Below are 26617 nucleotides of genomic sequence, written 5' to 3'. Positions count from 1 at the left end.
GGTGTTCATATGTATCTCGGTGTAACGGTATACAATCGTGTCATTTTCTGGCATAGTTTAGGTTCTGTGACGGCTGATTTTACAAACCGCTGCGATTCTTTTTGGGGAAAAAGACCTGCGTGCGATCAAAATCAGTGCCAAGACACAGGAGCTGCAAACAAATGATTGAAACCATGTACAACACGCCCTCTCAGATCAGCCTCAGCACGGGTGCCGTGCCAACACAGGTTTTGCCGGCTTACCGCGCGGACGCTTTTCGTGTGACTAATGGGGCCAACTTCGGTGATGCGATTTCTTACGCCGATGAGATCGAGTTGGCCGACATCTATCAACTTGAAAGCGACACACCTCGCGTGCACCTGTCTGTTGCGGTGCATGACAATACGATCACCATCGCCGAAGGCTCTGAAATGGGCACAGTGGGGGCAAATGTGCATCTTGATTGCGTCGTGACATTGATGGCGCCCGATGGATCAACCGTTGAGGTCATGATCATGATCGAACTCGACAATACTGGCATGATCGAGGACACTTATATGCTGCCTCTAGATGCACTATATGAAAAACAAGACTACGCAGCTGTGACGTTGAACCGCGAAAATCCACGGACCCGTTTGGCTGAAGTTGCCTGCGTATCTTTTACCCGTAGCACGTTGATTACGATGGCAAATGGCATGCAAAAGCCCATTGAGCAGCTCAATATCGGTGATCGTGTTTTGACTCGAGACCATGGCCCACGTAAAATCCGTTGGATTGGTCATCAAACCGTGCGTGCCACAGGATCTTTCGCACCGATTATTATCAAAAAAGGCACGTTGAACAACGAGAACGATCTGACTGTTAGCCCCAATCACCGTCTCTTTATCTACCAGCGCAAAGACCGCCTGCATGCAGGGCGCGCGGAAGTTCTGGTCAAGGCAAAGCTGTTGGTAAACGGTGTGAATGTTGTACAATCTGCCGGTGGCTTTGTCGAATATTACCAACTTTTGTTCGACAATCACGAAATCATCTATGCGGAAGGTATCGCGGCCGAAAGCATGTTTGTCGACACGCAGATCAAACCTTATCTTCCTGCCGAAATTCAAGCACGGCTATCAAATGCCACTGAATTTCAACAGCCAACACGGGCGTATGAAATTGCTGATGGCCTTGCGCCAGAAGAGGCGGCGCTTCTATTACGAGCCCCGTCTGTAATCTAGCGCAGCGCATAAGCTCAGCGACCCAGATGATAAAAACGCGTCCTGAGTTGGGGCGTTTTTATCATTTTTCACTTCAGACTTGCGCCACTGCGTCTTCGCAGTTGCCCGCCCCACGCCGCGCAGCTATAGACAGCCCCATGTCAAACGCATCACATACCGCCCTTGATCTGCCCGACGAAATCGCGCGTCGGCGCACTTTTGCGATCATTTCGCACCCTGACGCTGGGAAAACCACACTGACAGAGAAATTCCTTCTCTACGGCGGGGCGATTCAGATGGCGGGTCAGGTGCGTGCCAAAGGCGAAGCGCGGCGCACGCGTTCCGACTTTATGCAGATGGAAAAAGACCGCGGGATTTCCGTGTCGGCTTCTGCCATGTCGTTTGATTTTGGCCATTACCGCTTCAATCTTGTCGACACGCCCGGTCACTCGGATTTCTCGGAAGACACCTACCGCACGCTCACAGCCGTGGACGCCGCGATCATGGTGATTGACGGGGCTAAAGGTGTTGAAAGCCAAACGCAAAAACTGTTCGAAGTCTGCCGGATGCGCGATTTACCGATCTTGACATTTTGTAACAAGATGGACCGTGAAAGCCGTGATACATTTGAAATTATTGACGAAATTCAAGAAAATCTGGCGATTGATGTGACGCCAGCCTCTTGGCCTATTGGCGTTGGTCGCGAGTTTATTGGCTGTTACGACATCTTGAATGACCGCCTAGAATTGATGGACCGCGCCGACCGTAACAAAGTGTCTGAAAGCGTAAAAATCAACGGATTAAATGATCCAAAGCTTGCCGAACACGTGCCCGCCGAATTGCTGGAACAGCTCAAAGAAGAGTTGGAAATGGCACGTGAATTGCTGCCAGAATTTGACCGCGAGGCCTTCCTAGAAGGGTCTATGACGCCGATTTGGTTCGGCTCTGCGATCAATTCCTTTGGGGTGAAAGAATTGATGGACGGCATGGGCGATTACGGCCCTGTGCCCCAAGTGCAAACAGCACAACCACGCTCTATTTCGCCAGACGAGAAAAAGGTCATGGGCTTTGTTTTTAAAGTGCAAGCCAATATGGACCCCAAGCACCGCGACCGTGTGGCGTTTGTGCGCTTGGCCTCAGGGCATTTCAAGCGTGGAATGAAACTCACTCATGTACGCTCGAAAAAGCCTATGGCGATCTCGAACCCCGTGCTGTTCTTGGCCTCAGATCGCGAATTGGCGGAAGAAGCTTGGGCCGGCGACATCATCGGCATTCCCAACCACGGCCAACTGCGCATCGGCGACACATTGACCGAAGGCGAAGACATCCGCGTCACAGGTATTCCTTCGTTTGCGCCAGAGCTGCTTCAGTCCGTGCGTTCAGGCGATCCGATGAAGTCCAAGCACCTTGAGAAAGCGCTGATGCAATTCGCCGAAGAAGGCGCTGCCAAGGTGTTCAAACCTGCTATTGGTTCTGGCTTTATCGTTGGCGTTGTGGGGGCTTTGCAGTTCGAAGTTCTCGCCTCACGCATCGAGTTGGAATACGGCCTGCCGGTAAGCTTTGGCCAGTCGCAGTTCACTTCTGCGCGCTGGGTCACGGGACCTAAGGCCAAGGTCGATGCCTTTGTCAGCGTCAACCAGCAGCATATCTCGCATGACCACAACGGCGACATCGTTTACATGACCCGTCTGCAATGGGACATCGATCGGGTTGAGCGCGACTACCCAGATTTGACACTGTCCTCGACACGCGAGCTCATGGTTTAACGTGCTTTGTTGCGCAGAAACCCTCGTTGCTATCTCTAAATATAGCAAAGACCCGCTCATTTTTGGGGCGAGTCTGATTTCTATCTGGACGCCGACGAAAAATTTCATCAACTTCCCCTCAAATCGGTAAATACAGTCTTGAAAGGCTCTCTCATGCGCATCCTACCTGTTTCGGTTTTCTCTGCTGTTTTTGGCGCCACCACGGCCGTAACGCTGCCTGCGTTTGCGCAGACTGACGTTTGGGCTTTACTGGGTGAAGTTGATATCAACGAGGTTGTTACAGACAACAGCTATGAGGTGAAAAAGTCTTTTCCCAAGCAGCTTGAAGATGGGATTGAGGAGCTCACGATCACCGGATACGCGATGCCTTTGACGCCGGGCAACTTGATCCGCGAGCTCATTTTGGTCTCAGACATGGGCACCTGCCCGCTGTGTGGAAGCCCAGATCATGGCACATCTTTGCAAGTGACACTGGCACAGCCCCTCGCAAACTTTGAAGACGGCGCACGGATCACTTTGCGTGGAAAATTGTCAGCCGTGACAGACACAACCACATGGCAAAGCGCTGTACTGGAAAATGCGGTGCGTATTGATCTTTAAGTGTTTTAAGCCCTAACCGCGTCCTGTTTCACGTTCCCTAGAGCTTTGGTGTTTCGCCTAATATCATTGCAGAAAACCGACACCAAAGACACTATTTCAGCGATACTGATCTGATGACCCGTTCAATTCATGCGATATGGCGGCATGTCACGACCACATCACTAGGGTTTGATTGACCTCTGCCCCATATCGGAGTAGAGAAGGCCACGATTTAGGGGCCTCGATGCGCGAGGTGGCCATCAGGCCGGCGACCCCGCTTGACGCCGCGGGCTTTGATATGTCCGTGAGAACACGGATATACATGATAAAATTCACTGATCTAAACCTTGATAAAAAGGTTCTCAAAGCGATTGAAGATGCCGGCTATACCGAGCCGACACCAATTCAAGCGGGTGCGATTCCTCCTGCGCTTGAGGGCAAAGATGTCTTGGGCATCGCGCAAACGGGGACTGGCAAAACGGCCTCTTTCACTTTGCCGATGATAACACGCCTTGCACGAGGACGCGCGCGCGCCCGTATGCCCCGCTCCTTGGTGTTGTGCCCAACACGCGAATTGGCCGCGCAAGTTGCTGAAAACTTTGACACTTACACCAAATATCACAAGCTGACCAAAGCCTTGTTGATCGGTGGCGTGTCGTTCAAAGAACAAGATCGCCTGATCGACAAAGGCGTCGACGTTTTGATTGCCACACCAGGCCGTCTGCTCGACCATTTTGAACGTGGCAAATTGATTTTGACAGATGTAAAAATCATGGTTGTGGACGAAGCCGATCGTATGCTCGATATGGGGTTCATCCCTGACATCGAACGCATCTTTGGTCTGACACCATTCACGCGTCAAACGTTGTTCTTCTCGGCCACTATGGCACCTGAAATTGAGCGAATCACGAACACATTCCTGTCGGCACCGGCACGGATTGAAATCGCGCGTCAGGCGTCAGCCTCTGAGCAAATCGAACAGCATGTTGTGATGCTCAAGGGCTCTCGCCGTGATCGCACAGCAACCGAAAAGCGTAAACTTTTGCGCGCGTTGATCGAGAATGAAGGCGAAACGCTTGATAACGCGATCATCTTTTGCAACCGAAAAGCCGATGTGGATATCGTGTCCAAGTCGATGCAAAAATACGGTTTTGACACAGCGCCAATCCACGGCGATTTGGATCAATCCCAGCGCAACTCAACCCTTGAGCGGTTCCGCAATGGCGAGATCAAAATCCTTGTGGCCTCTGATGTGGCAGCACGCGGACTTGATGTGCCATCTGTGACCCACGTGTTCAACTTTGACGTGCCTGGCCACCCTGAAGACTATGTGCACCGTATTGGTCGCACCGGTCGTGCAGGTCGTGACGGCAAGGCGATCATGCTGTGCGAACCGCGTGACGAGAAAAACTTTGACGCTGTTGAGAACCTTTTGGGCAATAAAATCCCACGCCTCGACAATCCGTTTGGCAATCCTGTTGATGAAGCGGCAACACCTGCGAAAGCAGATGTGGCCAAGACTGAAACGAAAGCTAACGCACCTGCCGCGGAGGCGTCACAAGACGCCGTTATCGCCACAGGTGACGCACCTGCTGACAAGCCAAAGCGCACACGCACACGGTCACGCCGCAAACCTGCTGCTGACAGAGTGGCAGAAGTCGCAGCCGTTGAGACACCTGTTGCTGTTGAAGCTGTAGCAAAAGCAGCCCCTGCCCAAGTTGAGGCCGCGCCTGTAGCTGAAGATCATGCCGAACAGCACTCGTCAAATCGCAGCCGTGGAGGTCGCTCAAACGAGCACACGACCAACGACCGCACTACTGCAAGCGAACGCGGCTCGAATGATCGCAATAGTACTCAGGAACGATCAAACCACGACCGTGGTCATTATGATCGCAATACCAACGATCGTAACTCAAATGGTGGACGTGGTCGCAGTCGCTATGGCCGTGAAGAGAAAAACACAATTGTAGGCCTGGGCGATCACTTGCCAACCTTTATTGCGTTGAGCTTTGAAGATCGCTTCACCAGCTAGACTGTTGTAAAAAATATAGAATTGAAAAACCCCGAACCTTAGTTGGTACGGGGTTTTCTTTTGGCTTATCGGTCAAAAAGTGCGCCATAGGTCACAAACGATACAAATAAAAAGGACTGACAGATTTCTCTGTCAGCCCTTGTCAAATTGTCATGCGGCGAACCGATTTACATCAGTTGGACAAACGCGAAATCACCACTTGGACTTCGGGCTTTTTGCCGACCTCTTGTTGCGTAGACCGGCGAATGATGCGACGCATTTCTTCTTCGAGTTTGTCATCATCGCTCAACGTTTTCTTATTGGCGCGCATAAGGAACTGGTTGAGGTCTTCTTCCAAAACATCCACAAGCGGCGCTTTGGAACGGCCTGTTTCTGGCAGGCCTTTGATTTCACACCAACATTCTCCCAAAGGCGCGTCGTCTTCGATGATCACGGTTGAGACAACCATGCCGTTGAGCGCCATACGGATACGGTCGCGCACGACACCATCCATAGCGCCGATATGCACTGAGCCGTCCAAGTAGGTGCGGCCTGTTTCTACGAATTCCACGACTTTCACCTGACCGCCAGCAAGGTTCACACCAGTGCCATTCGGCGCGATGATAGACTTGTAGCCGTTTTCTTCAGCGAGTTTCGCGTGAGCGCGCAAGTGACGGTGCTCACCGTGCATTGGGATGACCAAGTTCGGCTTCACAACATTATGCACATGCGCGATGTCAGGGCGATTGGCGTGGCCAGAAACGTGGTAAAGCCCGTCTGCGTCCGTCACAACATCCACACCCATTTCAGAAAATGAGTTGACGATACGGCTGACAGAATTTTCATTGCCCGGAATGGTTTTGGACGAGAAGATAACAGTATCGCCCTCGTTCAATTTCATGCCAAGGTATTTGCCGCGTGACAACTGTGCCGTGGCTGCGCGACGTTCGCCTTGCGACCCAGTGGTCAACAAAAGCAGGTTCTCGCGTGGCACGTCAAAGGCTTTGTCTGGTGACAAAGTGGGCGGAAAATCGGTGATGATGCCTGTCTCGATACCCGCTGTGATCATGCGGCGCATCGCGCGGCCCATCAACACCACAGAGCGCCCCGCTTTGGTGCCCGCATCCGCCAGTGTTTTCACACGTGCGACGTTTGAGGCAAAGGTGGTGGCGGCAACCAGACCAGGTAGATCTTTCATCAACTGCGTCAGGGGCTCGACGACTTCGATCTCGGACCGGCCAGCATTTGGGCTGAACACGTTGGTGGAATCGCACACAAGCGCGATTACACCGTCTTTGGACACATCGGCCCACAGATCGTCGTCAAAGGCTTCGCCCACAAGCGGTGTACGATCCACTTTGAAATCGCCTGTGTGGATGATGCGGCCCTCTGGTGTGTCGATGACCAAAGCAGAGCTTTCAGGGATCGAATGCGACACAGGCAAGAAACCAACGTTGAATGGACCGGTCTGAGTTTGCTCAGGCCAAGCGCCAACAGTTTTGATTTGCAGCTCGTCGTGACCGTGCTCTTCAAACTTGAGGCGTGCCAGATGTGCTGTGAATTTACGTGCATAGATCGGCGCGCCAAGGCGTGGCCAAAGATGGCCAACAGCGCCCACGTGATCTTCGTGCGCGTGGGTGATGTAGATGGCGTCAATACGCTCTTTACGCTCTTCAAGCCATGCGATATCCGCGAAAATCAGATCGACGCCAGGGGTGCCATCCATATCTGGGAATGTCACGCCAAGATCGACAACGATAAAACGCTCTTTGCCAACGGGGCCGTAACCGTAGACATAGCAGTTCATGCCGATTTCGCCAGCGCCGCCAAGCGGCAGGTACAAAAGACGATTGGTGCTCATAATGTGCCTTGGTCCTTATTATAATTGTGGATGACCACGAGGCCATGAATGGTTAGGAATTCATCGAATTCATCAAAGAGCTTGTGGCCCTGATTGAAGAGCGGCGCAAGCCCGCCGGTGGCAATCACCTGCATAGGGTGACCATATTCGTCTTTGATACGGTTACAGGTCTCGCGCACAAGGCCAACATAGCCCCAAAACACGCCAGATTGCATACAAGCAACCGTATTGGTGCCGATCACCCGTTCGGGCATGGTCACGTCAACATGGGGCAAGGCCGCGGCTTTGAGGTGCAGACTTTCCAAGGATGTGTTCACACCAGGCGAAATGACCCCACCGACGTAAGCGCCATCATGGGCGACCACATCAAATGTGGTGGCCGTGCCAAAATCGACCACGATCAGATCACCGCCAAATTTATCAAACGCCGCAGCCGTATTGACCAAGCGATCAGGGCCAACCGTCGTGCCCGCATCAACGCGCGAGTCGATCGGCAAAAGACATTCAGGTTTGCCGACCACCAAGGGCCTGCAATCGAAATAGCGATTGGCAAAGACACGCAGGTTGAACACCACACGTGGCACAGTTGACGAAATAATCACCTCGGTGATATTAGCCTCGATTTTTTGGAAATTCATCAAGGTCGACAGCCAGACGTAATACTGATCTGCCGTGCGCTGGGTTTCCGTAGATGTGCGCCACGTGGCGATAAATTCAGTGCCGTCCCAAATGGAAAACACTGTGTTCGTGTTGCCTGTGTCGATACAAAGAAGCATTAGAAAAAGACCTCAGCTGCGGGAATGGACAGCGCGCCGGACGACTGGCGCAACACAAGATTGCCCTGCGCATCCACATCTTCAAACGTGCCGTGATGTTCGTCTAGGGTCGTGCGCGCTCGGATCGGTTCACCAAGTCTGGCAGCGTGCGAAAGCCATGCCGTGCGGATCGGTTCGAACCCATAGGTGGTGAACTGATGTTCCCAGTTGGCATAGGCTGGGGCCAGAACATCCAAAAATTCTTCAGGCGTGACCAGCGCACTGGTTTCATGCGCCATAGACACTGGCGGGAACGGGCTGGGTTCAACGAGTGCGGTATCCGGCGTGGCGGCCAAGTTGGCGCCTATACCGATAGACAAATGATTGGCACCACGTTCCAAAAGAATGCCCGCAAATTTTCCACCATTGAGCAAGACATCGTTCGGCCATTTGAGCGCCAGCATATCTGGGCGACCTGTCACGGCGGCGACAGCGTCAAACAAGGCCAGTGAGGCCACAAAAGACCGCAAAGCGATCTTGCTTGCTGGTTCATCAGGAAACATCAAAAGCGTGGCGGCAAAGTTGCCAGCGGGCATGGTCCAAGGCCGACCACGACGGCCATGACCTGAGGTTTGATCGAGCGTCAAAATCCATTGCGGAAACGACGAGGAGGCCGCGACGCGCGCGGCCTCCTTCATTGTGCTGTCCGTTTGCGGCAAGACAACGCGCCCTACCCCAGTCGGCCAGATGTTCAAACTAGCGGACAAGGGCCTCGGCCGCTGTCATCGCCATTGTGTCTACGCCGAACAAGTTGATGATACCCACCAACATGACCAAGCCGACGACCAAAACAACCGCGTTGGCGACGCCACCTTTGGTGTTGTCGAGCGGTTCAACTTCGGAGCCGAAGAACATGTAGTAAACCACGCGCAGGTAGTAAAACGCGCCAATAACAGATGCGATCACGCCGGCCGTGGCCAACCATGTCATGTTTGCTTCCACGGCGGCTTGCAACACGGCCAACTTACCAAAGAAGCCAACCATTGGTGGCACGCCAGCCATGGAGAACATCATGAACAAAACAGCCAAGGCCTTTGTCGGGTTGACCTGCCAGTAACGGTTGAGCGCTTTGATTTCGGTGACCGGTTTGCCATCGCGTTCCATGGTCATGATGAAAGCGAACGTGCCGATGTTCATCACGACGTAGATCGCCATGTAGATCAATGCAGCTTGCACACCACCAACGGTGCCGGAAGCGACGCCAATCAAAGCAAAGCCCATGTGAGAGATAGAAGAGTAAGCCATCAAACGTTTGATATCTGTTTGGCCGATACCAGCAATCGCGCCAAGGAACATGGACGCGACAGCGATCAAAGCAACGACTTGTGACCAATCGCTTGAAATCCCACCGAAGGCGTCATGTAAGACACGTGCGAACAAGGCCATAGCCGCCAATTTTGGGGCTGTGGCGAAGAAGGCTGTCACTGGTGTTGGTGCGCCCTCGTAAACGTCAGGCGTCCACATGTGAAAGGGCACGGCAGAGACTTTGAACGCCATGCCTGTGATCATGAACACAAGGCCAAAGAGCACACCCAAAGGAGCGCCGTCTTTCACGACGGACAAGATGCCAGCGAAGTTTGTTGTGCCCGCGAAACCGTAAGTCAAAGAGGCACCGTACAAGAGCAAACCAGAGGACAAAGAGCCAAGCACGAAGTACTTCAAACCAGCCTCGGATGAGCGCACAGAGTCGCGACGGAACGAGGCGATGACGTAAAGCGCCAAGGACATCAATTCCAAGCCCATGTAGAGCGCCATCAAATCGCCAGCTGAGACCATCACCATCATACCGATGGTGGAGAGAGCCACGATGATAGGGTACTCGAACTTAAGCATATCGTGCTTTTTCATGTAGTCTTGCGACATCACCAAGACAGTCGCGCCAGCCAGCAAGATGCCCACTTTCGCAAAGCGCGCGAAAGCATCATCGATAAACATGCCGTTGAAGGCCTCATGCGCGCCCGCAGGGCGTGTGGCTAAGATCACAGCCGCCACAAAAAAGGCACCCGCCGTGGTCCAAGTGATCAGGCCAGCGACCTTATCTTTGCCCGTGTAGACTGCAAACAACAATGCTGCGAGGCTATAGACGGCCAGAAGGAACTCTGGAAGGACGATCGAAAAATCAGCTGAAGTCATGATCGCGGCTCCTTAGTGGGTTACGGCTGCGGCGACAGTTTCTGTCGGCAAAGCAGCGTTATAGTTGTGCAAGAGCACCTCGACTGAGGGCCCAATGATGTCTGTGACCAAAGACGGGTAGATACCCAAGAGCAAGGTCATGGCAACCAGCGGTGCAATGATCCATTTCTCGCGTGGTGTCAGATCTTTGATGGTCTTGAGGCTTTCTTTGATCAGCTCGCCCATCACAACGCGGCGGTAGAGCCACAAAGCGTAAGCAGCTGAGAAAATCACACCCGTTGTGGCGATCATAGCGACCCAAGTGTTGGCTTGGAACATGCCCATCAGCGTCAAGAATTCGCCAACGAAACCAGAGGTGCCCGGCAGACCAACGTTGGCCATGGTGAAGAACATAAACACAAGCGCATAGGCTGGCATCCGGTTCACAAGACCACCATAGGCGTCGATTTCGCGTGTGTGCATACGGTCGTAGATCACGCCAACACTCAAGAAGAGCGCGCCAGAAATGAACCCGTGTGAGATCATTTGGAAGATCGCGCCATCAACACCTTGTTGGTTAAGCGAGAAAATACCAGCGGTCACGTACCCCATGTGCGCGACAGATGAATAAGCGATGAGCTTTTTCATATCGCTTTGCACCAAAGCCACCAAGGATGTGTAGACGATCGCAATCGCAGACATCCATAGAATAACATCAGCCATCATGTGCGAGGCAACAGGGAACATCGGGATCGAGAAGCGCAAGAAACCGTAGCCGCCCATTTTCAACAAGATCGCAGCCAGAACAACCGAGCCCGCTGTCGGCGCTTGAACGTGCGCGTCTGGCAACCAGGTGTGCACCGGCCACATTGGCATTTTCACCGCGAAGGAGGCGAAGAAAGCAAGGAACGCGAGCATCTGCATGCCGCCAACCACTTGCACACCCAAGATTGAGAATGTGTCAGTCGAGAATTCATGCGCCATCAAGGCCACGATATCAGTGGTGCCTGCGTCCATGTACATGGCAATCATCGCGACCAACATGAGAACGGATCCGATGAAGGTGTAGAGGAAGAACTTGAACGACGCATAGATGCGGTTCGCCCCGCCCCAAATGCCGATGATCAAGAACATCGGGATCAGACCAGCTTCAAAGAAGACATAGAATAACATGAGATCAAGCGCACAGAACACGCCGAGCATCAAAGTTTCCAACAGCAAGAAAGCGATCATGTATTCTTTAACACGCACCTTCATGTCCCATGTCGACCAAATCACTAGCGGCATGAGGAAGGTTGTGAGCATCACGAACAGGACCGAAATCCCGTCAACGCCCATTTTGTACTGCAGACCCATGATCCATTCGGCCTGTTCGACCATTTGGAAGCCAGTGTCTGAGGCGTCAAACTGAGCGATCACAAACAGCGAGATCAAAAAGGTGATCACCGTCGCGAACAGCGCAAGCCGTTTTGCGTTTAGCTGCGCAATTTCATCGTCTCCGCGCAAGAACAGCGCGAGAACCAAAGCCGCTACAGCCGGCAGAAAGATGATAAAGGACAGGACGTAATCCATTAGTGAGCCCCTCCGCCGATCGACATCCAGGTGATCAAAACTACGATCCCCAGAACCATCGCGAATGCATAAGTAAAGATAAAGCCAGACTGCATACGACCCGCAAGCCGTGTGAAGAAGGGCACGATGCCAAGAGCAAGACCATTGATCGCGCCGTCGATGGTTTTCACATCGCCACGCTGCCACAAGAAGCGGCCCAAGCCCAAAGCTGGTTTGATAAAGATCGCAGTGTACAGCTCGTCAAAGTACCATTTGTTCAACAAGAACTGATACAAAGGCTGCTGATCTTCGGCCAAACGGCGCGGCAGATCAGGTTTTCTGATGTAGAAAAGCCAAGCTGTCACAAAGCCAATCAGCATCGCGATGAACGGTGACAATTTCACCCAAGCCGGCACATGGTGTGCATCGTCCAAGATGGTGTTGTCCGCCGCGATAAATATCGCGCCCACTGGTGCCTCATGCACCATCATGTCAGCTCCGTGATCCGCGGCCATGCCGTGATCATCTGCTGCCATTTCAGTCGCGTGCGTATCTGCCGGTGTTGCGTGATCGTCGGCTGCGGCGTGATCTGTCGTCGCATGTGTGTCTGCGGCTTCGCCATGAGCAACTTCATCGCCGTGTTCACCTTCGGCTGCCGCGTGATGTGCAGGAATGCCAAAGAACGCGTTATGCTTGTCGTGATCGCCAAAGAACGAACCGTACCAAACCATGCCAGAGAAAATCGCTCCGAGTGCCAGAACACCCAGTGGGATCAACATCACTTTCGGGCTTTCATGCGCGTGGTCGTGCGTATGCTTGTCGCCGCGTGCCTTGCCATAGAAGGTCAAGAAAATCAAACGCCAAGAGTAAAAAGACGTGAACAACGCCGCGATCACCAGCATCCAAAAGGCGTAGCCAATGCCAGACGCATAAGCGCTTTCAATGATGGCATCTTTTGAGAAGAAGCCCGCGAACCCGAGGTGTGTGAACGGAATACCTACGCCAGTGATCGCCAAAGTACCGACCATCATGGCCCAGTAAGTTGCGGGGATTTTTTTGCGCAGACCGCCGTAGTTGCGCATGTCTTGTTCGTGGTGCATCGCGTGGATCACTGAACCCGCGCCCAAGAACAACATCGCCTTAAAGAAAGCGTGCGTCAAAAGGTGGAACATCGCTGGACCGTAGGCGCCCACACCGACAGCCACAAACATGTAACCAAGCTGCGAACAGGTAGAGTATGCGATAACGCGTTTGATGTCGTTTTGGACCAAGCCAACAGTCGCCGCAAAGAACGCCGTTGATGCGCCGATGTAGACGATGAATGTCTGTGCTTGTGGCGCGTATTCGAACAAGGGCGACATACGTGTCACCAAGAAGACACCCGCGGTCACCATGGTCGCCGCGTGGATCAAGGCAGACACAGGTGTCGGTCCTTCCATCGCGTCTGGCAACCATGTGTGCAAGAACAACTGCGCTGATTTACCCATGGCACCCACGAACAACAAGAAGGCCAACAAGTTCGCTGCGTTCCACTCTGTCCACAAGAAATGTAATTGCGTGTTCGCCAGTTCAGGCGCTTTCGCAAACACAACGTCCAGATCAATAGAACCAGTCAAGTAGAACAAGCCAAAGATACCCAGCGCGAAACCAAAGTCGCCAACACGGTTGACGATAAATGCTTTCATCGCCGCCGCACCCGCTGATGGTTTCTTAAAGTAGAAGCCAATCAACAAGTATGAGGCAACGCCGACGCCTTCCCAACCAAAGAACATCTGAACCAAGTTGTCAGAGGTCACCAGCATCAGCATGGAGAAGGTAAAGAACGACAAGTAAGCAAAGAAACGCGCGCGGTAAGGTTCCGCGTCCGAGAAGTTCTCGTCATGCGCCATGTAGCCGAAAGAATAGAGGTGAACCAAAGCCGAAACAGTGTTGATCACAATGAACATAATCGCAGTCAAACGATCAAGGCGGATGCCCCAAGTCGTCGACAATTCGCCACTTTCGATCCAACGGAACAATTCGATGTGCTGCACTTGACCGTCAAACGTCAAGAACACGATCCAAGACAAAAAGGCCGCCAACATCAACAGTCCTGTGGTCAGGTACTGCGCGTTGCGTTCGCCAATAATGCGCCAGCCGAAACCGGCCAAAAGTGCGCCCAACAACGGGGCAAAGAGAATAATCTGAGCCATGTGAGCTTACCCTTTCATCACGTTGATGTCTTCAACATCAATCGTGCCACGGTTGCGGAAGAAGCCGACCAAAATAGCCAAACCAATCGCGGCCTCGGCGGCGGCGACTGTGAGAACCAGCATGGTGAAAATCTGTCCCACCAAATCGCCCGCAAAGGACGAAAAGGCCACGAGATTAATGTTGACTGACAACAGGATCAATTCAACGGACATCAAAATGATGATCACGTTTTTCCGGTTCAAAAAGAGACCGAAAATCCCGATGACAAACAGCGCTCCTGCGACTGCTAGGTAATGTTCAAGTCCGACCATGTCGTCCCTCAGTTCTTTGTCTCGCGCCTTTTTGGCGGCTTTTCAGTTCAGGGCAGAAAACTGCCCATTGGTGTTATGCGTGCGGGAAAAGGCTTAAAGCCCCTGCCCTGATTTGACGTCTTTAAGCTCCATCGCTTTGGCTGGGTCGCGGTGCATTTGGGCGATGACGTTTTGACGTTTGACGTTCGGGTTGTGACGCAGTGTCAAAACAATCGCGCCAATCATGGCGGTCAAAAGGATCAAGCCGGCAAGTTGAAACAGCATCAAGAAATCATCATACATCAACATGCCCAAAGCAGCCGTATTGTGAATCTCGCCTGCGTCCGGAGTAACAGCCATGCGCAGCGCATCTGAACCCTCGGCCACATGCCAATTGCCAAAAGCTGCCCCCATCTGAACCAACACAACAACCCCGATCATCACCGCGAAAGGCATGAACTTGGCCATGCCACCGCGTAATTGCGCAAAGTCGACATCCAGCATCATCACCACAAAGAGGAAAAGCACCATCACAGCGCCCACATAGACAATGATAAGCAGCATCGCGACAAATTCCGCGCCCAAAAGCACGAAAAGACCAGATGCCGACAAAAAGGTCAAAATGAGCCAGAGCACAGAGTGGACGGGGTTGCGTGCCACCACTGTGAACAGACCCGACGCCACCAAAAGAATGGCGAAAAGGTAAAATGCGTAATCCGCGACAGTCATGCACTGTCCTCCTGCTTTTCGGCGAAGACTTGAGTTGCCAAGCCAAGCGCCTTTGACATTGCGGGCAAACCGCCCAGCATCGACATTTGATAGATCGTTTGCGCGATCTGTTGTTGTGTGGCCCCCGCCTCAAGTGCGTGACGGACCGTGACCTTAAAGGGCTCTTCAGCTTGAGCCCCCAAAACTGTTTGACCTGCAAGGATCACCAAAAACCGTGTTTTGGCATCCAAGCCATCTTTGTTGAACCCGTTTCCCCAGAAGATTTCCATCTGCTCTGCGGTCATCGTTGGCATCAGTTTGGAAAAATCAGGCATCTGAAATGTTTCAAGCGCAGGATTGAACGACGCAGCCATTTTGGTGCCCTGCTCCATCATCTGCTCAAGGTATTTCGTGAAATCATTCATGATGTTTCCTCTTCTGCTGCAAAGACTTCCATAGCGGCGTTCAACGCGTTGAACATTGCAGGCATGCCTCCGTAGAGCGACATTTGATAGATAGCTTCAGAAATTTCCTGTTGCGACAGGCCAAGTTTGCGGGCTGCTGCGACGTGGATTTTCAACTGAGGTTTAGTTTGTCCTCCCAGCGCTGTCAGTGCTGAAATTGTCAAAAGTTCCCGTGTCTTGTTATCCAAAACACCACGTGGATAAATACGACCGTTCAATTCCACCAAGTCACGCGCAAGACCCGGCAAGACCGCGCCATAACGATTGGACAAAGCATCTTCCATACCGGGGTTTGTGGCCTCGGTGAACGCTTTGCCTTTGGCGTAGGCATCAGAAACTGGCGACACAGTAGTCATCGGTAAGGGGCGTCCAATTCAAGATTGCGAGCGATTTCAGCTTCCCAACGGGCGCCGTTGTCCAAAAGCTTGTCCTTGTCGTAGAACAACTCTTCACGGGTTTCCGTTGCGAATTCAAAGTTCGGGCCTTCGACGATAGCATCCACAGGGCAGGCTTCTTGGCAGAACCCACAGTAGATGCATTTCGTCATATCGATGTCGTAACGCGTTGTGCGGCGTGAACCGTCATCGCGGGGTTCCGCGTCGATGGTGATCGCTTGTGCGGGACACACGGCCTCACATAATTTACACGCGATGCAGCGTTCTTCGCCATTTGGGTAACGACGCAAAGCGTGCTCACCGCGGAACCGAGGCGACAAAGGCCCCTTTTCATGCGGGTAGTTGATCGTCGCCTTCGGGCTAAAGAAATACCGCAAACCGATCCGGAAACCGGCGATGACATCTGTCATCAAGAAGTATTTGACTGCGCGGGTGTAGTCGAAGTCTGATTTTGCCTGAGCCATGATCTAGCCTCCAATCGCCCAGCGGGCATAGGCCCCGCCAAAAGCGCCAAATTGTGCAAAGAATGCCACCAAAACGACCCAACCGAGTGACAGCGGCAAGAAAACTTTCCAACCGATGCGCATCAATTGGTCATAGCGGTAGCGCGGTGTGATCGCTTTGACCATCGAGAAGATAAAGAAGAAGAAGCCCATCTTGAGGATCATCCAGAAGATGCCGTCAGGAATGCCTGGAACGGGTGACAACCAACCGCCGAAGAACATCAGCGTGATCAGTGCACACATCAACACCACGGCCATCAATTCGCCCATCATGAACAAAAGGAACGGCGTGGAGGAGTATTCCACTTGGTAGCCAGCCACCAATTCAGATTCAGCTTCGGGCAAATCGAATGGGGGGCGGTTTGTTTCAGCCAAGGCAGAGACAAAGAACAACACAACCATCGGGAAATGCGGAACCCAGTACCACGAAAGAAAACCAAAGCGTCCGTCTTGGGCTGCAACGATATCGCCGAAGTTCATGGAACCCGATGAGATAATCACACCGATGATGATCAGGCCGATTGAGACTTCATAAGAAATCATCTGCGCCGCTGAGCGCAAAGCGCCAAGGAATGGGTATTTCGAATTGGAAGCCCAGCCACCCATGATCACGCCGTAAACTTCAAGCGAAGAGATCGCGAAGATGTACAAGATCGCGACGTTGAGATCAGAAATCACCCAACCGTCGTTCCAAGGAATAGCCACCCAAGCAATGGTCGCCATCACAAAGGTGATCATTGGTGCAAGGTAGAAGACAAATTTGTCAGCCCCTGCAGGCACAACCACCTCTTTGACCACATATTTCAACAAGTCTGCAAAAGATTGCAGCAAGCCAAAGACACCAACCACGTTGGGGCCTTTGCGCATCTGGACCGCAGCCCAGATTTTGCGATCGCCATACATTAAGAAGGCAAGAGCAACGAACAAAGGCAAAAGAACCAACAGACATTGTCCGAGGATCAAGAGCGCAATGCCCAGATTTGTTGTCGTGAAAAATTCGACCATTTCGTAGTCCTTCACACCGTCGGTATTCTAAATTCGCGGCAGTTTGAAACGATGACCTCAGCGTCAATCGTTCGCAATCCATCGGGCAGCGCTGACGAGATGGTGTAAACAGCATCCGCGCGCCAAATTCCAGCCTCTTGTGAGACATTTGTTCGTAAGTGACGCGCAAATCCGAAACCACGGATCAACGCGTATTGTGCGGCGGCACATTCTGAATAAGCCGCCACGTCGTTTTCAGTCGTCGTATCTGTCACAGACACGATGAAATTCACCAAATTCCCGTCTAAAAGACGGGTTTCAACGCCCAAATAGGTCGGCGCGCTTGCTGCACGATTGACCTCAGCAGTGGCTTGCACACAGCCCATCACAGTGACCGACAAAACACACCCAAGAGCGAATTTTGCAGTGCGCCATGATGCGCCTTTATATGTGTGCAAAGCGTTCATTCTTATTCGGCTGCCAATGCGTCTTGGCTGCGCGCCTTTGCGGCGGCAGACAGTTCAGCCATCAACGCCGACGCGCGTGCGATCGGGTTGGTCAAGTAGAAGTCTTTCACAGCATAACGCACAGAGGCTGAGGCTGGTTTGCGCAATGGAATACATTTCCACGCGTTTTCAGTCACAACATCCAGATCGGCAAAGTGCGGGGCCACCTCAATCAATTCAGAGCGCAAGCCCGCCAAGGTTGAATAGGCCAATGTGGCATCTAGTTCAGCAGACAAGGCACGCAAAATCGCCCAGTTTTCTTTCGCATCACCTGGAGGGAATGACGCGCGATTCGCAAGTTGCGGGCGCCCTTCTGTATTGACGAACAGACCGGATTCTTCGGTGTAGGCCGCACCTGGCAAAATCACGTCCGCGCGATGTGCGCCACGATCGCCGTGTGACCCTTGGTAGACCACGAACGCATCGCCAGAGATTTCAACTTCGTCAGCGCCCAAGTTGTAGATCGCTTCCGCGCCATCAAGCGCCGCGTCCAAACCGCCCGTCGTCACCGCACCGATGTCCATGGCACCAACGCGTGACGCAGCAGTGTGCAAGATCATCAATTTGGAGCCGGTGTTTTCAGCCAGTTTCATCGCTTGGGACAAAACGGCTTCGCCGTCAGCCTCGATCAATGCGCCTTGGCCGACGATTACGAGGGTGTTTTTCTCGTCGCGGGTCTCAGCAGAGATTTCTTTAGATGCCAGTTCAACAAGTGCTTCACGATCAGTGCCGATATGCGCGTAGTCATATGTCAAATCAACAGCTTCGCCGATCAAACCGATATCAGCACCACGGACCCAAGCGGCGCGCAAGCGTGCGTTGAGCACAGGCGCTTCTTCGCGAGGATTAGTCCCGATCAACTGAATCATATCCGCAGAATCGATGTCTTCGATGGTGGCCGTGCCAACGTAGGCAGAGCGATTGCCCATAGGCAGCTTCGCACCGTCAACGCGGCATTCAACGTTACCATCGAGGCTGGTCACCAATTGCTTGAGCGCGAAAGCCGCCTCAACAGACACAAGATCGCCCACAAGACCGGCAACTTTTTTGCCCTTCATGCCAGCCGCAGCAGCGGCCAAGGCCTCGCCCCAAGTGGCTTTGCGCAGCTTGCCGTTTTCACGGATGTAGGGTGTGTCCAAACGTTGGCGGCGCAGACCGTCCCAAACGAAACGGGTTTTATCGGAAATCCACTCTTCGTTCACGCCGTCATGGTTGCGTGGCAAAATGCGCATCACTTCGCGACCTTTGGTGTCCACGCGGATGTTTGACCCAAGTGCGTCCATAACGTCGATGGTCTCGGTCTTGGTCAATTCCCATGGGCGCGCTGTAAAGGCATAGGGCTTAGAGGTCAAAGCGCCAACAGGGCAAAGATCGATGATGTTACCTTGCAGATTCGAAACCAATGTTTCGTTCAGGTAGCTTGTGATCTCGGAATCTTCGCCGCGCCCTGTTTGACCCATTTGCGTGATGCCCGCGACCTCAGTCGTGAAGCGCACACAGCGGGTGCAAGAGATGCAGCGGGTCATGGTTGTCGCCACGAGCGGGCCGAGATCAAGATCTTCGGTCGCGCGTTTTGGTTCTGTGAAGCGTGAGAAATCTACGCCGTAAGCCATGGCTTGGTCTTGCAGATCGCATTCGCCGCCTTGGTCACAGATTGGGCAATCAAGTGGGTGGTTGATGAGCAAGAATTCCATCACCCCTTCGCGCGCCTTTTTCACCATAGGTGAATTGGTTTTCACGACGGGTGGCGCGCCCTCTGGACCAGGGCGCAAATCTTTAACCTGCATCGCGCAAGAGGCGGCGGGCTTGGGTGGGCCGCCGACGACCTCAACCAAACACATCCGGCAGTTGCCTGCGATTGAAAGACGTTCATGGTAGCAAAAGCGCGGCACTTCGACCCCTGCGACTTCGCAAGCCTGTAGGATCGTCATGGCCGGATCGACCTCGACTTCTTTTCCGTCAATGATAAGTTTGCGCGTATCTGCCATATCACGTCACCTGTGTTTCATGAAGGTGCCGCACGCGACATGCGCCGCACCTTCGGTATTTCAAAACGCCTTTTACAGCGCCAATTTGATCTCACCCACGAAAAACCGTGGGAACCTTAAGTAAGAGGCCTTAGCCCCTCGTTACCTGTTGCGCAACAAAGAGCCAATCAGACTTTTCGCTGCGATTTCTTGTTGTCCAAGGGTGCACAAATCTGCGCCACTGGTTGGGTTTAAACCGGCGTTTCGCACATAGGCTTCGCCCAAAGCGCGCATACGAGATTTTTCAGCATCGCTGTCCACGTAGGCTTTGATGTCATCGTCCGAGTACCCGAGCTCTTTGGCAGCGGTTTTAAGCCCCCACAAAAAGTTCAGGCCCTTGAGCTTGCGCGCATCGATGCTGGAGCATTGATCGGAAATCTCAATCGCGATTGCGACCCCAAGCATTGGCCCATCGATTGAGGGCTCGTCGCGCAGCGCTTTGGCCGAGACTGCACCCGCGAAGGGAACTGTCAGCAGTGTCGCAAGGATAACTGTTTTAAACGTGTACATTTGGGGACTCCGTACCATTGGGCGCGCATGATTTCGTGACATGCAATTGCGCCTCTTTCAGATACGACCAGCCAAAGGCATAATCGCTGTCCCCATGTTTTTCGCGTATGGCAAGACGTTCAAGCGCCTCGTCCAATGTGGGCTTATGCCCTTGCTTTACGTACCACATTACAAAGTGCTGGCCACCCAAGATTTGGAACCATTCCTCGCGGCGGTCGTAGAATTTTTTGTGTACCGTGTTGAAAACAAATTGCTCAAGCGACGAGACGTCTTCCCACACCGTCATATTGGCGACAAATTGTGGATCATCGCCAATGGCATTTTCAGTGTTTCCGGTGCCCGGCTCCCCCGAACCTTCCATCATCCAAACGAAACCTGGCATACGTTTGCCAAGGCCGTTCACCATATCCAGCGCGCCCATAAAATCAGCCACGCGCGGATCATCGGTCGGCGCAATGAGCCGTCCGATGTTGAGTTCCGCGATATATGTGCCTGTGGGCTGCATTGCTGTGATTTACTCCGCTGCCATCGCGCCCATACGGCCCGATTTTTGCGCTTTAATACGGTCTTCGATTTCTTCGCGGAAGTTGCGAATCAGGCCTTGAATTGGCCAAGCCGCAGCATCGCCGAGCGCACAGATTGTGTGGCCCTCAACCTGTTTGGTCACGTCCCAAAGCATGTCGATTTCTTCTAGCTCTGCTTCGCCTTTCACAAGACGATCCATCACGCGCATCATCCAGCCAGTGCCTTCACGACATGGGGTACACTGACCACATGACTCGTGTTTGTAGAACATAGACAGGCGGTGGATGGCTTTGATGATGTCAGTGGATTTGTCCATGACAATGACCGCTGCCGTGCCAAGGCCAGAGCCAAGTTCACCGCGCAGGTAGTCAAAGTCCATGATCGCATCTTTCATGTTCTCACCGCGCACCAAAGGTACAGAGGAACCGCCGGGGATCACAGCTTGCAGATTGTCCCAGCCGCCGCGAATGCCACCACAATGCTTTTCAATCAGCTCTTCGAAAGTGATCGACATGGCCTCTTCGACCACACAAGGGTTGTTGACGTGGCCAGAGATCGCGAACAATTTTGTGCCCGCGTTGTTTGGGCGACCAAAGCCTGCAAACCACTCAGGGCCGCGACGCAAAATGGTCGGAACCACGGCGATAGATTCCACGTTGTTCACAGTGGTCGGGCAGCCGTAAAGACCTGCGCCCGCTGGGAACGGTGGTTTCATCCGCGGCATGCCTTTTTTGCCTTCAAGCGATTCAAGCAATGCGGTTTCTTCACCACAGATGTAAGCCCCTGCCCCGTGGTGCAGATAGATGTCGAAATCCCAACCGGATTTGGACGCGTTTTTGCCTACGAGACCAGCATCGTAGCATTCGTCGATTGCCATCTGCAGTGCTTCGCGTTCGCGAATGTACTCGCCGCGCAGGTAGATGTAGCAGGCATTGGCTTGCATCGCGAAAGAGGCGATCAACGCGCCCTCAATCAGCGTGTGCGGATCGTGACGCATGATCTCGCGGTCTTTACAGGTGCCTGGCTCAGATTCATCCGCGTTGATGACCAAGTAAGACGGGCGACCATCAGATTCTTTGGGCATGAAAGACCATTTCAAGCCAGTCGGGAAACCAGCGCCCCCACGACCACGCAGGCCAGAGGCTTTCATCTGATCGATAATCCAGTCACGGCCTTTTTTGATGATGCCGGCGGTGCCGTCCCAATGTCCACGCGCCAAAGCGCCTTTGAGGCTGCGATCATGCATCCCGTAGATATTGGTAAAGATCCGATCTTGATCTTTGAGCATAGCTTTATTCCTTCAGCCTTTCTGACGCGCGCGCCAGATCTGATACACCACGATAAGCGCCCACACAAAGGCAGCGAGCGCCAAGAGGTCCAACAACAATGCGTATCGTGTAGAGATACCCACTTTGCTGCCGATCCATTGAGCCCCGATCCAAAGAACCATTGTTCCAGCAATCACCAGCGAGACCACGCGCGCTTTCTTTGCCTGCAATGCATCCTTGTCAGGAGCCATATTTATATCCCTTCAACACGCTCTATTTTTTAGACCGCTTTGAAAATTCAGTCTCGCCACCTTTGGCAAGAATTTTTGCTTGCGCCACCCAGCCGTCACGTTCGATACGGCCTTTGAATTTTAGGTTATCATCGACCCATTCGATTTCTTTTTTGCGCCAGCCAGCGACCTGATCAAAATGGTAAAAGCCCAAGGCGTTGAGCGCTTGCTCTAGCTTTGGTCCCACGCCTTTGAGCAGTTTCAAATTGTCAGCACCGCCGTCGCGCGCTTGCGTCAGCACAGGCGGTTTTCCGTCAACAGCAACTGGCGCTTTGGCAGGAGCTTTCGTTTTTATCGGCACTTCTGGCGTTTCATCACTTGACGCTGCAACACTAGATGAAGACGCCACCGAAGCCATATCAAGCACTGCGCTTGGAGCTGCAACAGGAGCGGCCACAACGACTTCGGCAGGACCTTCTGCGTCGTCTGGAGCATCGCTCGCGACCTCAGTCGTCGACACGATACCTGCAGCTGTCGCATCAGAAGCCGCTGTGACAGCTGCCTTTTGCGCCGCTTCGCGTTCGTCCATTTGTGTCTGCGCCTCAGGAGCCTCAAACCAACCGATCCAAAGCAAAATACCAATCAAAAGTGCCACAAGAACGCCAACAATAAGGGAGGCAACTGTCGAATAGTCAGCCGCATAGAGCAGCGCCAAAAACGCTACACTTCCGGCGATGGCAGACATCAACCATATCTTTTGGGTCTTCCCCGATGTTGTCTCACTCATTGCCGTACTCCTTAACTATCCCTGTTGAACTTAGGCGTGGCTTTTATGGCCTTATGTGCCTGTAGCAGTCGTAGAAAGTTAGTATTTCGCGCGTTTAGAGAACTCTGTAGTGCCGCCAGCGGCAAGGGTTGTGGCCTGATCGATCCAACCTTCGCGTTCAACGCGACCTTTGAAATTCAGATTCTCATCGACCCAAGCGATTTCTTCGGGCGTCCATTTGGCCACCTGATCGTAGTGCCAGAATCCCATAGCGTTGAGCGTTTGTTCAAGTTTTGGTCCCACACCTTTGATCATTTTCAGATCGTCAGCACCGGCCTTGCGCGGCGCTTTCATGGTGCGTGGTTTTTTCTGTGCGCTTGCTGGAATTTCAGCTGCGGCAGCAGGTGTCTCAGCTGGCGCTTTCGCTGCGACCGGTTTGGTCTCTGCTGTTTTAGACGCAGCTTTTTTCGCAGGTGCCTTTGCTTCAGCGGCTTGTTGTACAGCGGATTTCGCAGGGGCTGCAGGCTTTGGTGGTTTTGCACTCGTGCGCTTGCCGCCGTTGAGCCAAGGCGTCAACAAAGGCACTTCGGTGCCATCGATGCGCTTAAGCGTATCGCCGATGTCTGCGGCTAAAGCCACGGAGGCATTGTATTGGTTTTTCTCGGTGTCGCCATCCGACAAGGATGTCAGACCAGACAAAGGCTCAGCAGCAAAACGACCGTTTTGTGGACCAGGCAAAGGCACGTTACCTGCCGCCATATCGTCGATCAGTTTGCCGAAGTTTTCAGCGGAAAGATCTTCGTAATAGTCTTTGCCGATCTGCGCCATTGGAGCGTTGGAACAGGCCCCAAGACATTCGACTTCTTCCCATGAAAACTTCCCATCTGCCGACACAGTGTGTGGCGTTGGCGAAATCTTTTCGCGCGCCACAGCCATCAGATCTTCGGCACCACAAATCATGCACGACAAAGTCCCACAGATTTGGATATGGGCCACTTTGCCCACAGGCTGCAGCTGGAACATAAAGTAAAACGTCGCGACTTCGAGCACGCGAATGTAGGGCATGCCCAGCATGTCGCCAATGTGTTCAATCGCAGGCTTGGTCAGCCAGCTTTCCTGTTCTTGCGCGCGCCACAACAGTGGGATCACTGCAGATTGTTGACGCCCCTCAGGGTATTTCGTGATCTGAGCTTCGGCCCAAGCCTGATTGGCTGGGGTGAATTCAAAAGATGCGGGTTGATCGCTGTGTAAACGGCGTAGCATTAGCGGTCCACCTCCCCAAAAACGATATCCATGGTGCCGATGAGCGCCGCAACGTCAGCCAACTGGTGGCCTTTGGCGACGTGATCCATCGATTGAAGATGCAAGAACCCCGGAGCCCGGAGTTTTGCGCGGTAAGGCTTGTTGGTCCCGTCAGAGACCATGTAGACGCCGAATTCCCCTTTGGGCGCTTCCACAGCGGCGTAAACTTCGCCTTCCGGCAATTTGAAGCCTTCTGTGTAGAGCTTAAAGTGGTGAATCAAGGCTTCCATCGAGGTTTTCATATCACCGCGTTTTGGCGGTGTGAGTTTGCCGCGTGCGAGGATATCGCCTTGGCCCTCAGGGGCGCGCAGTTTCTGGATCGCTTGCAAGATGATCTTGGTGGACTCTTCCATTTCCGCCATGCGGCACAAGTAACGATCATAGCAATCGCCATTCTTGCCCACGGGGATTTTGAAATCGAATTCATCGTAAAGCTCGTAAGGCTGCGAGCGACGCAAATCCCACGCCAAACCAGAGCCACGCACCATCACGCCAGAGTAACCCCAATCAAGGATTTCTTGTTCGGAAATGATGCCGATATCCGCGTTACGCTGTTTGAAAATCCGGTTTTCGGTCAAAAGCGTGTGAATGTCTTCGATCATTTTGGGGAACTCGATGGCCCATTTTTCGATGTCATCGATCAGTTTAGGCGTCAGATCTTGGTGTACACCGCCGGGACGGAAATACGCCGCGTGAAGACGCGCGCCAGAGGCCCGTTCATAGAAAATCATCAGTTTTTCACGCTCTTCAAAACCCCAAAGCGGCGGCGTGAGTGCGCCCACGTCCATCGCTTGTGTGGTGACGTTCAAGAGGTGGTTCAAAACACGACCAATTTCAGAAAACAGCACGCGGATCAGCGACGCGCGACGCGGCACTTCGACACCAGCGAGACGTTCAATCGCCATACACCATGCGTGTTCTTGGTTCATCGGCGCCACGTAATCGAGGCGGTCGAGATACGGCAAGTTTTGCAGATAGGTGCGGCTTTCCATCAGCTTTTCAGTGCCACGATGCAACAGACCGATATGCGGGTCAGCCCGTTCCACGATCTCGCCATCGAGTTCCAACACCATGCGCAAAACGCCGTGCGCCGCAGGGTGTTGTGGCCCAAAGTTGATGTTAAAGTTGCGGATCTTTTGTTCGCCCGTCAGTACGTCGCTCACGTTGCCATCCATCTAGTTGACCCTCGCCATATTGGATTGCCACCGATCAGGCAGCGCACCGAAGGTTTCTTTCACAAAGGCATAGTGCGGCGCGGTAAAGTCGGCCGCCCAGCCTCGCATTTCATCGTCCATCTTCAGGCTTTTGCCCTCATGAACTTTCTTATCAGTGTTCGCAGGCACATAAGAGATGCCAAGGAAGTCACATAGGTCGCGAATGCCGTTTTCTGTCAAAAGGCGTTCGAAAAATTCGAAATGCAATTTGTCTTTGGGCACTGCGTTTTTAAGTTTTGCAACAATCGCAGGATAGTCCCCGCGCGTTGTCAGGTGGTCTTGGCCGCCTTCCAGTGTCACGGATTTGAGCACAGCGCGAGACTTGGTCGCAAACCCGTCTGGTGTATCCGTGGTCCGTTTGGCGACCATGCGCACATGGGACCACAACCGATCAACTGGATCGCGCATCAAGAACACGAATTTCGTATCCTCAGACAACGCTAGCATCTGTTCCAAACGCTCGAGGTCCAACAAAGCGTAAGCGGGCGTGATATCGGCCACCAAGGCCGCATCATCGGAACCCGCATAGATGTATTCAAGATAGGCAGGGATGCCCTCGTCCCGTTTGCGCACAGCTTTTATCAAAGACGATATATCATCGATCTGCGTTTGCAAACGCTGGGCACGCGAAGTTTCGCCCGCGGTTTTTGCATTATCCCGACGCTTGCGCAGCACATCGCGTTGCGCTTTCCATTGGTCGATCTGTGGCTTCATCCGAGGTTTAGAAATCGTATCGAAAAAGTGGGACTCTTTCACGCTTTGCAGCACACAATCGTCACGCTCATGCAAATAGCTGTACAGCCAAGACGTTCCCGCCTTGGTTGCTCCAACACAAAACATGAGGGTCGGCTGCGTCAAA

The 26617-nt window shown here is 53.0% G+C and carries 26 protein-coding genes; 4 read left to right on the top strand and 22 right to left on the bottom strand.

Annotated elements, in window-relative coordinates:
• Positions 1-161: 161 nt before the first annotated feature.
• From WNY38_RS06520 to WNY38_RS06505, 4 genes are all read left to right on the top strand, one after another.
• Positions 162-1199 (top strand): Hint domain-containing protein, encoded by a 1038-nt coding sequence (locus WNY38_RS06520; RefSeq protein WP_342856523.1) that lies wholly within the window; start codon positions 162-164, stop codon positions 1197-1199.
• A gap of 137 nt (positions 1200-1336) precedes the next feature.
• The gene (locus WNY38_RS06515; protein ID WP_342856522.1) at positions 1337-2944 is read left to right on the top strand and encodes a peptide chain release factor 3; all 1608 of its coding nucleotides are present in this window, start codon (positions 1337-1339) and stop codon (positions 2942-2944) included.
• 153 nt (positions 2945-3097) lie between these two features.
• The gene (locus WNY38_RS06510) at positions 3098-3544 is read left to right on the top strand and encodes a hypothetical protein (protein ID WP_342856521.1); all 447 of its coding nucleotides are present in this window, start codon (positions 3098-3100) and stop codon (positions 3542-3544) included.
• Between the two features lie 301 nt (positions 3545-3845).
• Positions 3846-5555 carry a DEAD/DEAH box helicase gene (locus WNY38_RS06505; RefSeq protein WP_342856520.1) on the top strand — a complete coding sequence of 570 codons (1710 nt, stop codon included), beginning with the start codon at positions 3846-3848 and terminating at the stop codon, positions 5553-5555.
• Between the two features lie 172 nt (positions 5556-5727).
• On the opposite strand, the gene WNY38_RS06500 is transcribed toward WNY38_RS06505, so the two are convergent.
• From WNY38_RS06500 to WNY38_RS06395, 22 genes are all read right to left on the bottom strand, one after another.
• The gene (locus WNY38_RS06500) at positions 5728-7395 is read right to left on the bottom strand and encodes a ribonuclease J (RefSeq protein ID WP_342856519.1); all 1668 of its coding nucleotides are present in this window, start codon (positions 7393-7395) and stop codon (positions 5728-5730) included.
• A complete protein-coding gene (locus WNY38_RS06495; RefSeq protein ID WP_342856518.1) occupies positions 7392-8171 on the bottom strand; it encodes a type III pantothenate kinase in 780 nt (259 codons plus the stop codon). The genes WNY38_RS06500 and WNY38_RS06495 overlap by 4 nt, the downstream gene beginning before the upstream one ends.
• On the bottom strand, positions 8171-8905 hold the full coding sequence (locus WNY38_RS06490) for a biotin--[acetyl-CoA-carboxylase] ligase (RefSeq protein WP_342856585.1): 735 nt from the start codon (positions 8903-8905) through the stop codon (positions 8171-8173). Before WNY38_RS06490 ends, WNY38_RS06495 begins: the two co-directional genes overlap by 1 nt.
• A 1-nt stretch (position 8906) precedes the next feature.
• Positions 8907-10343 (bottom strand): NADH-quinone oxidoreductase subunit NuoN, encoded by a 1437-nt coding sequence (gene nuoN / locus WNY38_RS06485; protein WP_342856517.1) that lies wholly within the window; start codon positions 10341-10343, stop codon positions 8907-8909.
• A gap of 12 nt (positions 10344-10355) precedes the next feature.
• On the bottom strand, positions 10356-11894 hold the full coding sequence (locus tag WNY38_RS06480) for an NADH-quinone oxidoreductase subunit M (protein WP_342856516.1): 1539 nt from the start codon (positions 11892-11894) through the stop codon (positions 10356-10358).
• A complete protein-coding gene (nuoL, locus tag WNY38_RS06475) occupies positions 11894-14065 on the bottom strand; it encodes an NADH-quinone oxidoreductase subunit L (protein ID WP_342856515.1) in 2172 nt (723 codons plus the stop codon). The genes WNY38_RS06480 and nuoL overlap by 1 nt, the downstream gene beginning before the upstream one ends.
• A gap of 6 nt (positions 14066-14071) precedes the next feature.
• Entirely contained in the window at positions 14072-14377 is a 306-nt protein-coding gene (gene nuoK, locus WNY38_RS06470; RefSeq protein WP_215945089.1) for an NADH-quinone oxidoreductase subunit NuoK, read from the bottom strand.
• 93 nt (positions 14378-14470) lie between these two features.
• Positions 14471-15085 carry an NADH-quinone oxidoreductase subunit J gene (locus WNY38_RS06465; protein ID WP_342856514.1) on the bottom strand — a complete coding sequence of 205 codons (615 nt, stop codon included), beginning with the start codon at positions 15083-15085 and terminating at the stop codon, positions 14471-14473.
• Positions 15082-15489: a carboxymuconolactone decarboxylase family protein gene (locus tag WNY38_RS06460; RefSeq protein WP_342856513.1), complete on the bottom strand. Its 408-nt coding sequence runs from the start codon at positions 15487-15489 to the stop codon at positions 15082-15084. Before WNY38_RS06460 ends, WNY38_RS06465 begins: the two co-directional genes overlap by 4 nt.
• On the bottom strand, positions 15486-15884 hold the full coding sequence (locus WNY38_RS06455; RefSeq protein WP_342856512.1) for a carboxymuconolactone decarboxylase family protein: 399 nt from the start codon (positions 15882-15884) through the stop codon (positions 15486-15488). The genes WNY38_RS06460 and WNY38_RS06455 overlap by 4 nt, the downstream gene beginning before the upstream one ends.
• Positions 15881-16387: an NADH-quinone oxidoreductase subunit NuoI gene (nuoI, locus tag WNY38_RS06450; protein ID WP_342856511.1), complete on the bottom strand. Its 507-nt coding sequence runs from the start codon at positions 16385-16387 to the stop codon at positions 15881-15883. Before nuoI ends, WNY38_RS06455 begins: the two co-directional genes overlap by 4 nt.
• Before the next feature lie 3 nt (positions 16388-16390).
• Positions 16391-17431 carry an NADH-quinone oxidoreductase subunit NuoH gene (nuoH, locus tag WNY38_RS06445; RefSeq protein WP_342856510.1) on the bottom strand — a complete coding sequence of 347 codons (1041 nt, stop codon included), beginning with the start codon at positions 17429-17431 and terminating at the stop codon, positions 16391-16393.
• Between the two features lie 11 nt (positions 17432-17442).
• Complete coding sequence (locus tag WNY38_RS06440) at positions 17443-17796, bottom strand: hypothetical protein (RefSeq protein WP_342856584.1); 354 nt, start codon at positions 17794-17796, stop codon at positions 17443-17445.
• Between the two features lie 83 nt (positions 17797-17879).
• Positions 17880-19904, bottom strand: coding sequence for an NADH-quinone oxidoreductase subunit NuoG (nuoG, locus tag WNY38_RS06435; RefSeq protein WP_342856509.1), 2025 nt, complete (start codon positions 19902-19904; stop codon positions 17880-17882).
• Between the two features lie 141 nt (positions 19905-20045).
• Positions 20046-20453, bottom strand: a complete 408-nt coding sequence (locus WNY38_RS06430) for a DUF5333 domain-containing protein (RefSeq protein WP_342856508.1) — start codon at positions 20451-20453, stop codon at positions 20046-20048.
• Complete coding sequence (locus WNY38_RS06425) at positions 20440-20958, bottom strand: DUF3291 domain-containing protein (RefSeq protein ID WP_342856507.1); 519 nt, start codon at positions 20956-20958, stop codon at positions 20440-20442. Before WNY38_RS06425 ends, WNY38_RS06430 begins: the two co-directional genes overlap by 14 nt.
• 9 nt (positions 20959-20967) lie before the next feature.
• Positions 20968-22266 (bottom strand): NADH-quinone oxidoreductase subunit NuoF, encoded by a 1299-nt coding sequence (nuoF, locus tag WNY38_RS06420; RefSeq protein WP_342856506.1) that lies wholly within the window; start codon positions 22264-22266, stop codon positions 20968-20970.
• A 12-nt stretch (positions 22267-22278) separates the two neighbouring features.
• The gene (locus WNY38_RS06415) at positions 22279-22497 is read right to left on the bottom strand and encodes a DUF5337 domain-containing protein (protein ID WP_342856505.1); all 219 of its coding nucleotides are present in this window, start codon (positions 22495-22497) and stop codon (positions 22279-22281) included.
• A 22-nt stretch (positions 22498-22519) separates the two neighbouring features.
• A complete protein-coding gene (locus WNY38_RS06410) occupies positions 22520-23263 on the bottom strand; it encodes an NADH:quinone oxidoreductase (protein ID WP_342856504.1) in 744 nt (247 codons plus the stop codon).
• A 78-nt stretch (positions 23264-23341) separates the two neighbouring features.
• On the bottom strand, positions 23342-24505 hold the full coding sequence (locus WNY38_RS06405; protein ID WP_342856503.1) for an NADH-quinone oxidoreductase subunit E: 1164 nt from the start codon (positions 24503-24505) through the stop codon (positions 23342-23344).
• Positions 24505-25719, bottom strand: coding sequence for an NADH-quinone oxidoreductase subunit D (locus tag WNY38_RS06400; protein WP_342856502.1), 1215 nt, complete (start codon positions 25717-25719; stop codon positions 24505-24507). The genes WNY38_RS06405 and WNY38_RS06400 overlap by 1 nt, the downstream gene beginning before the upstream one ends.
• Entirely contained in the window at positions 25720-26616 is an 897-nt protein-coding gene (locus WNY38_RS06395; protein WP_342856501.1) for a sulfotransferase, read from the bottom strand.
• Position 26617 lies beyond the last annotated feature (1 nt).

It is taken from the genome of Pacificibacter sp. AS14, from assembly GCF_038899935.1.
Lineage (GTDB): Bacteria > Pseudomonadota > Alphaproteobacteria > Rhodobacterales > Rhodobacteraceae > Celeribacter.
This window is presented reverse-complemented; position numbering and strand designations above follow the sequence as displayed.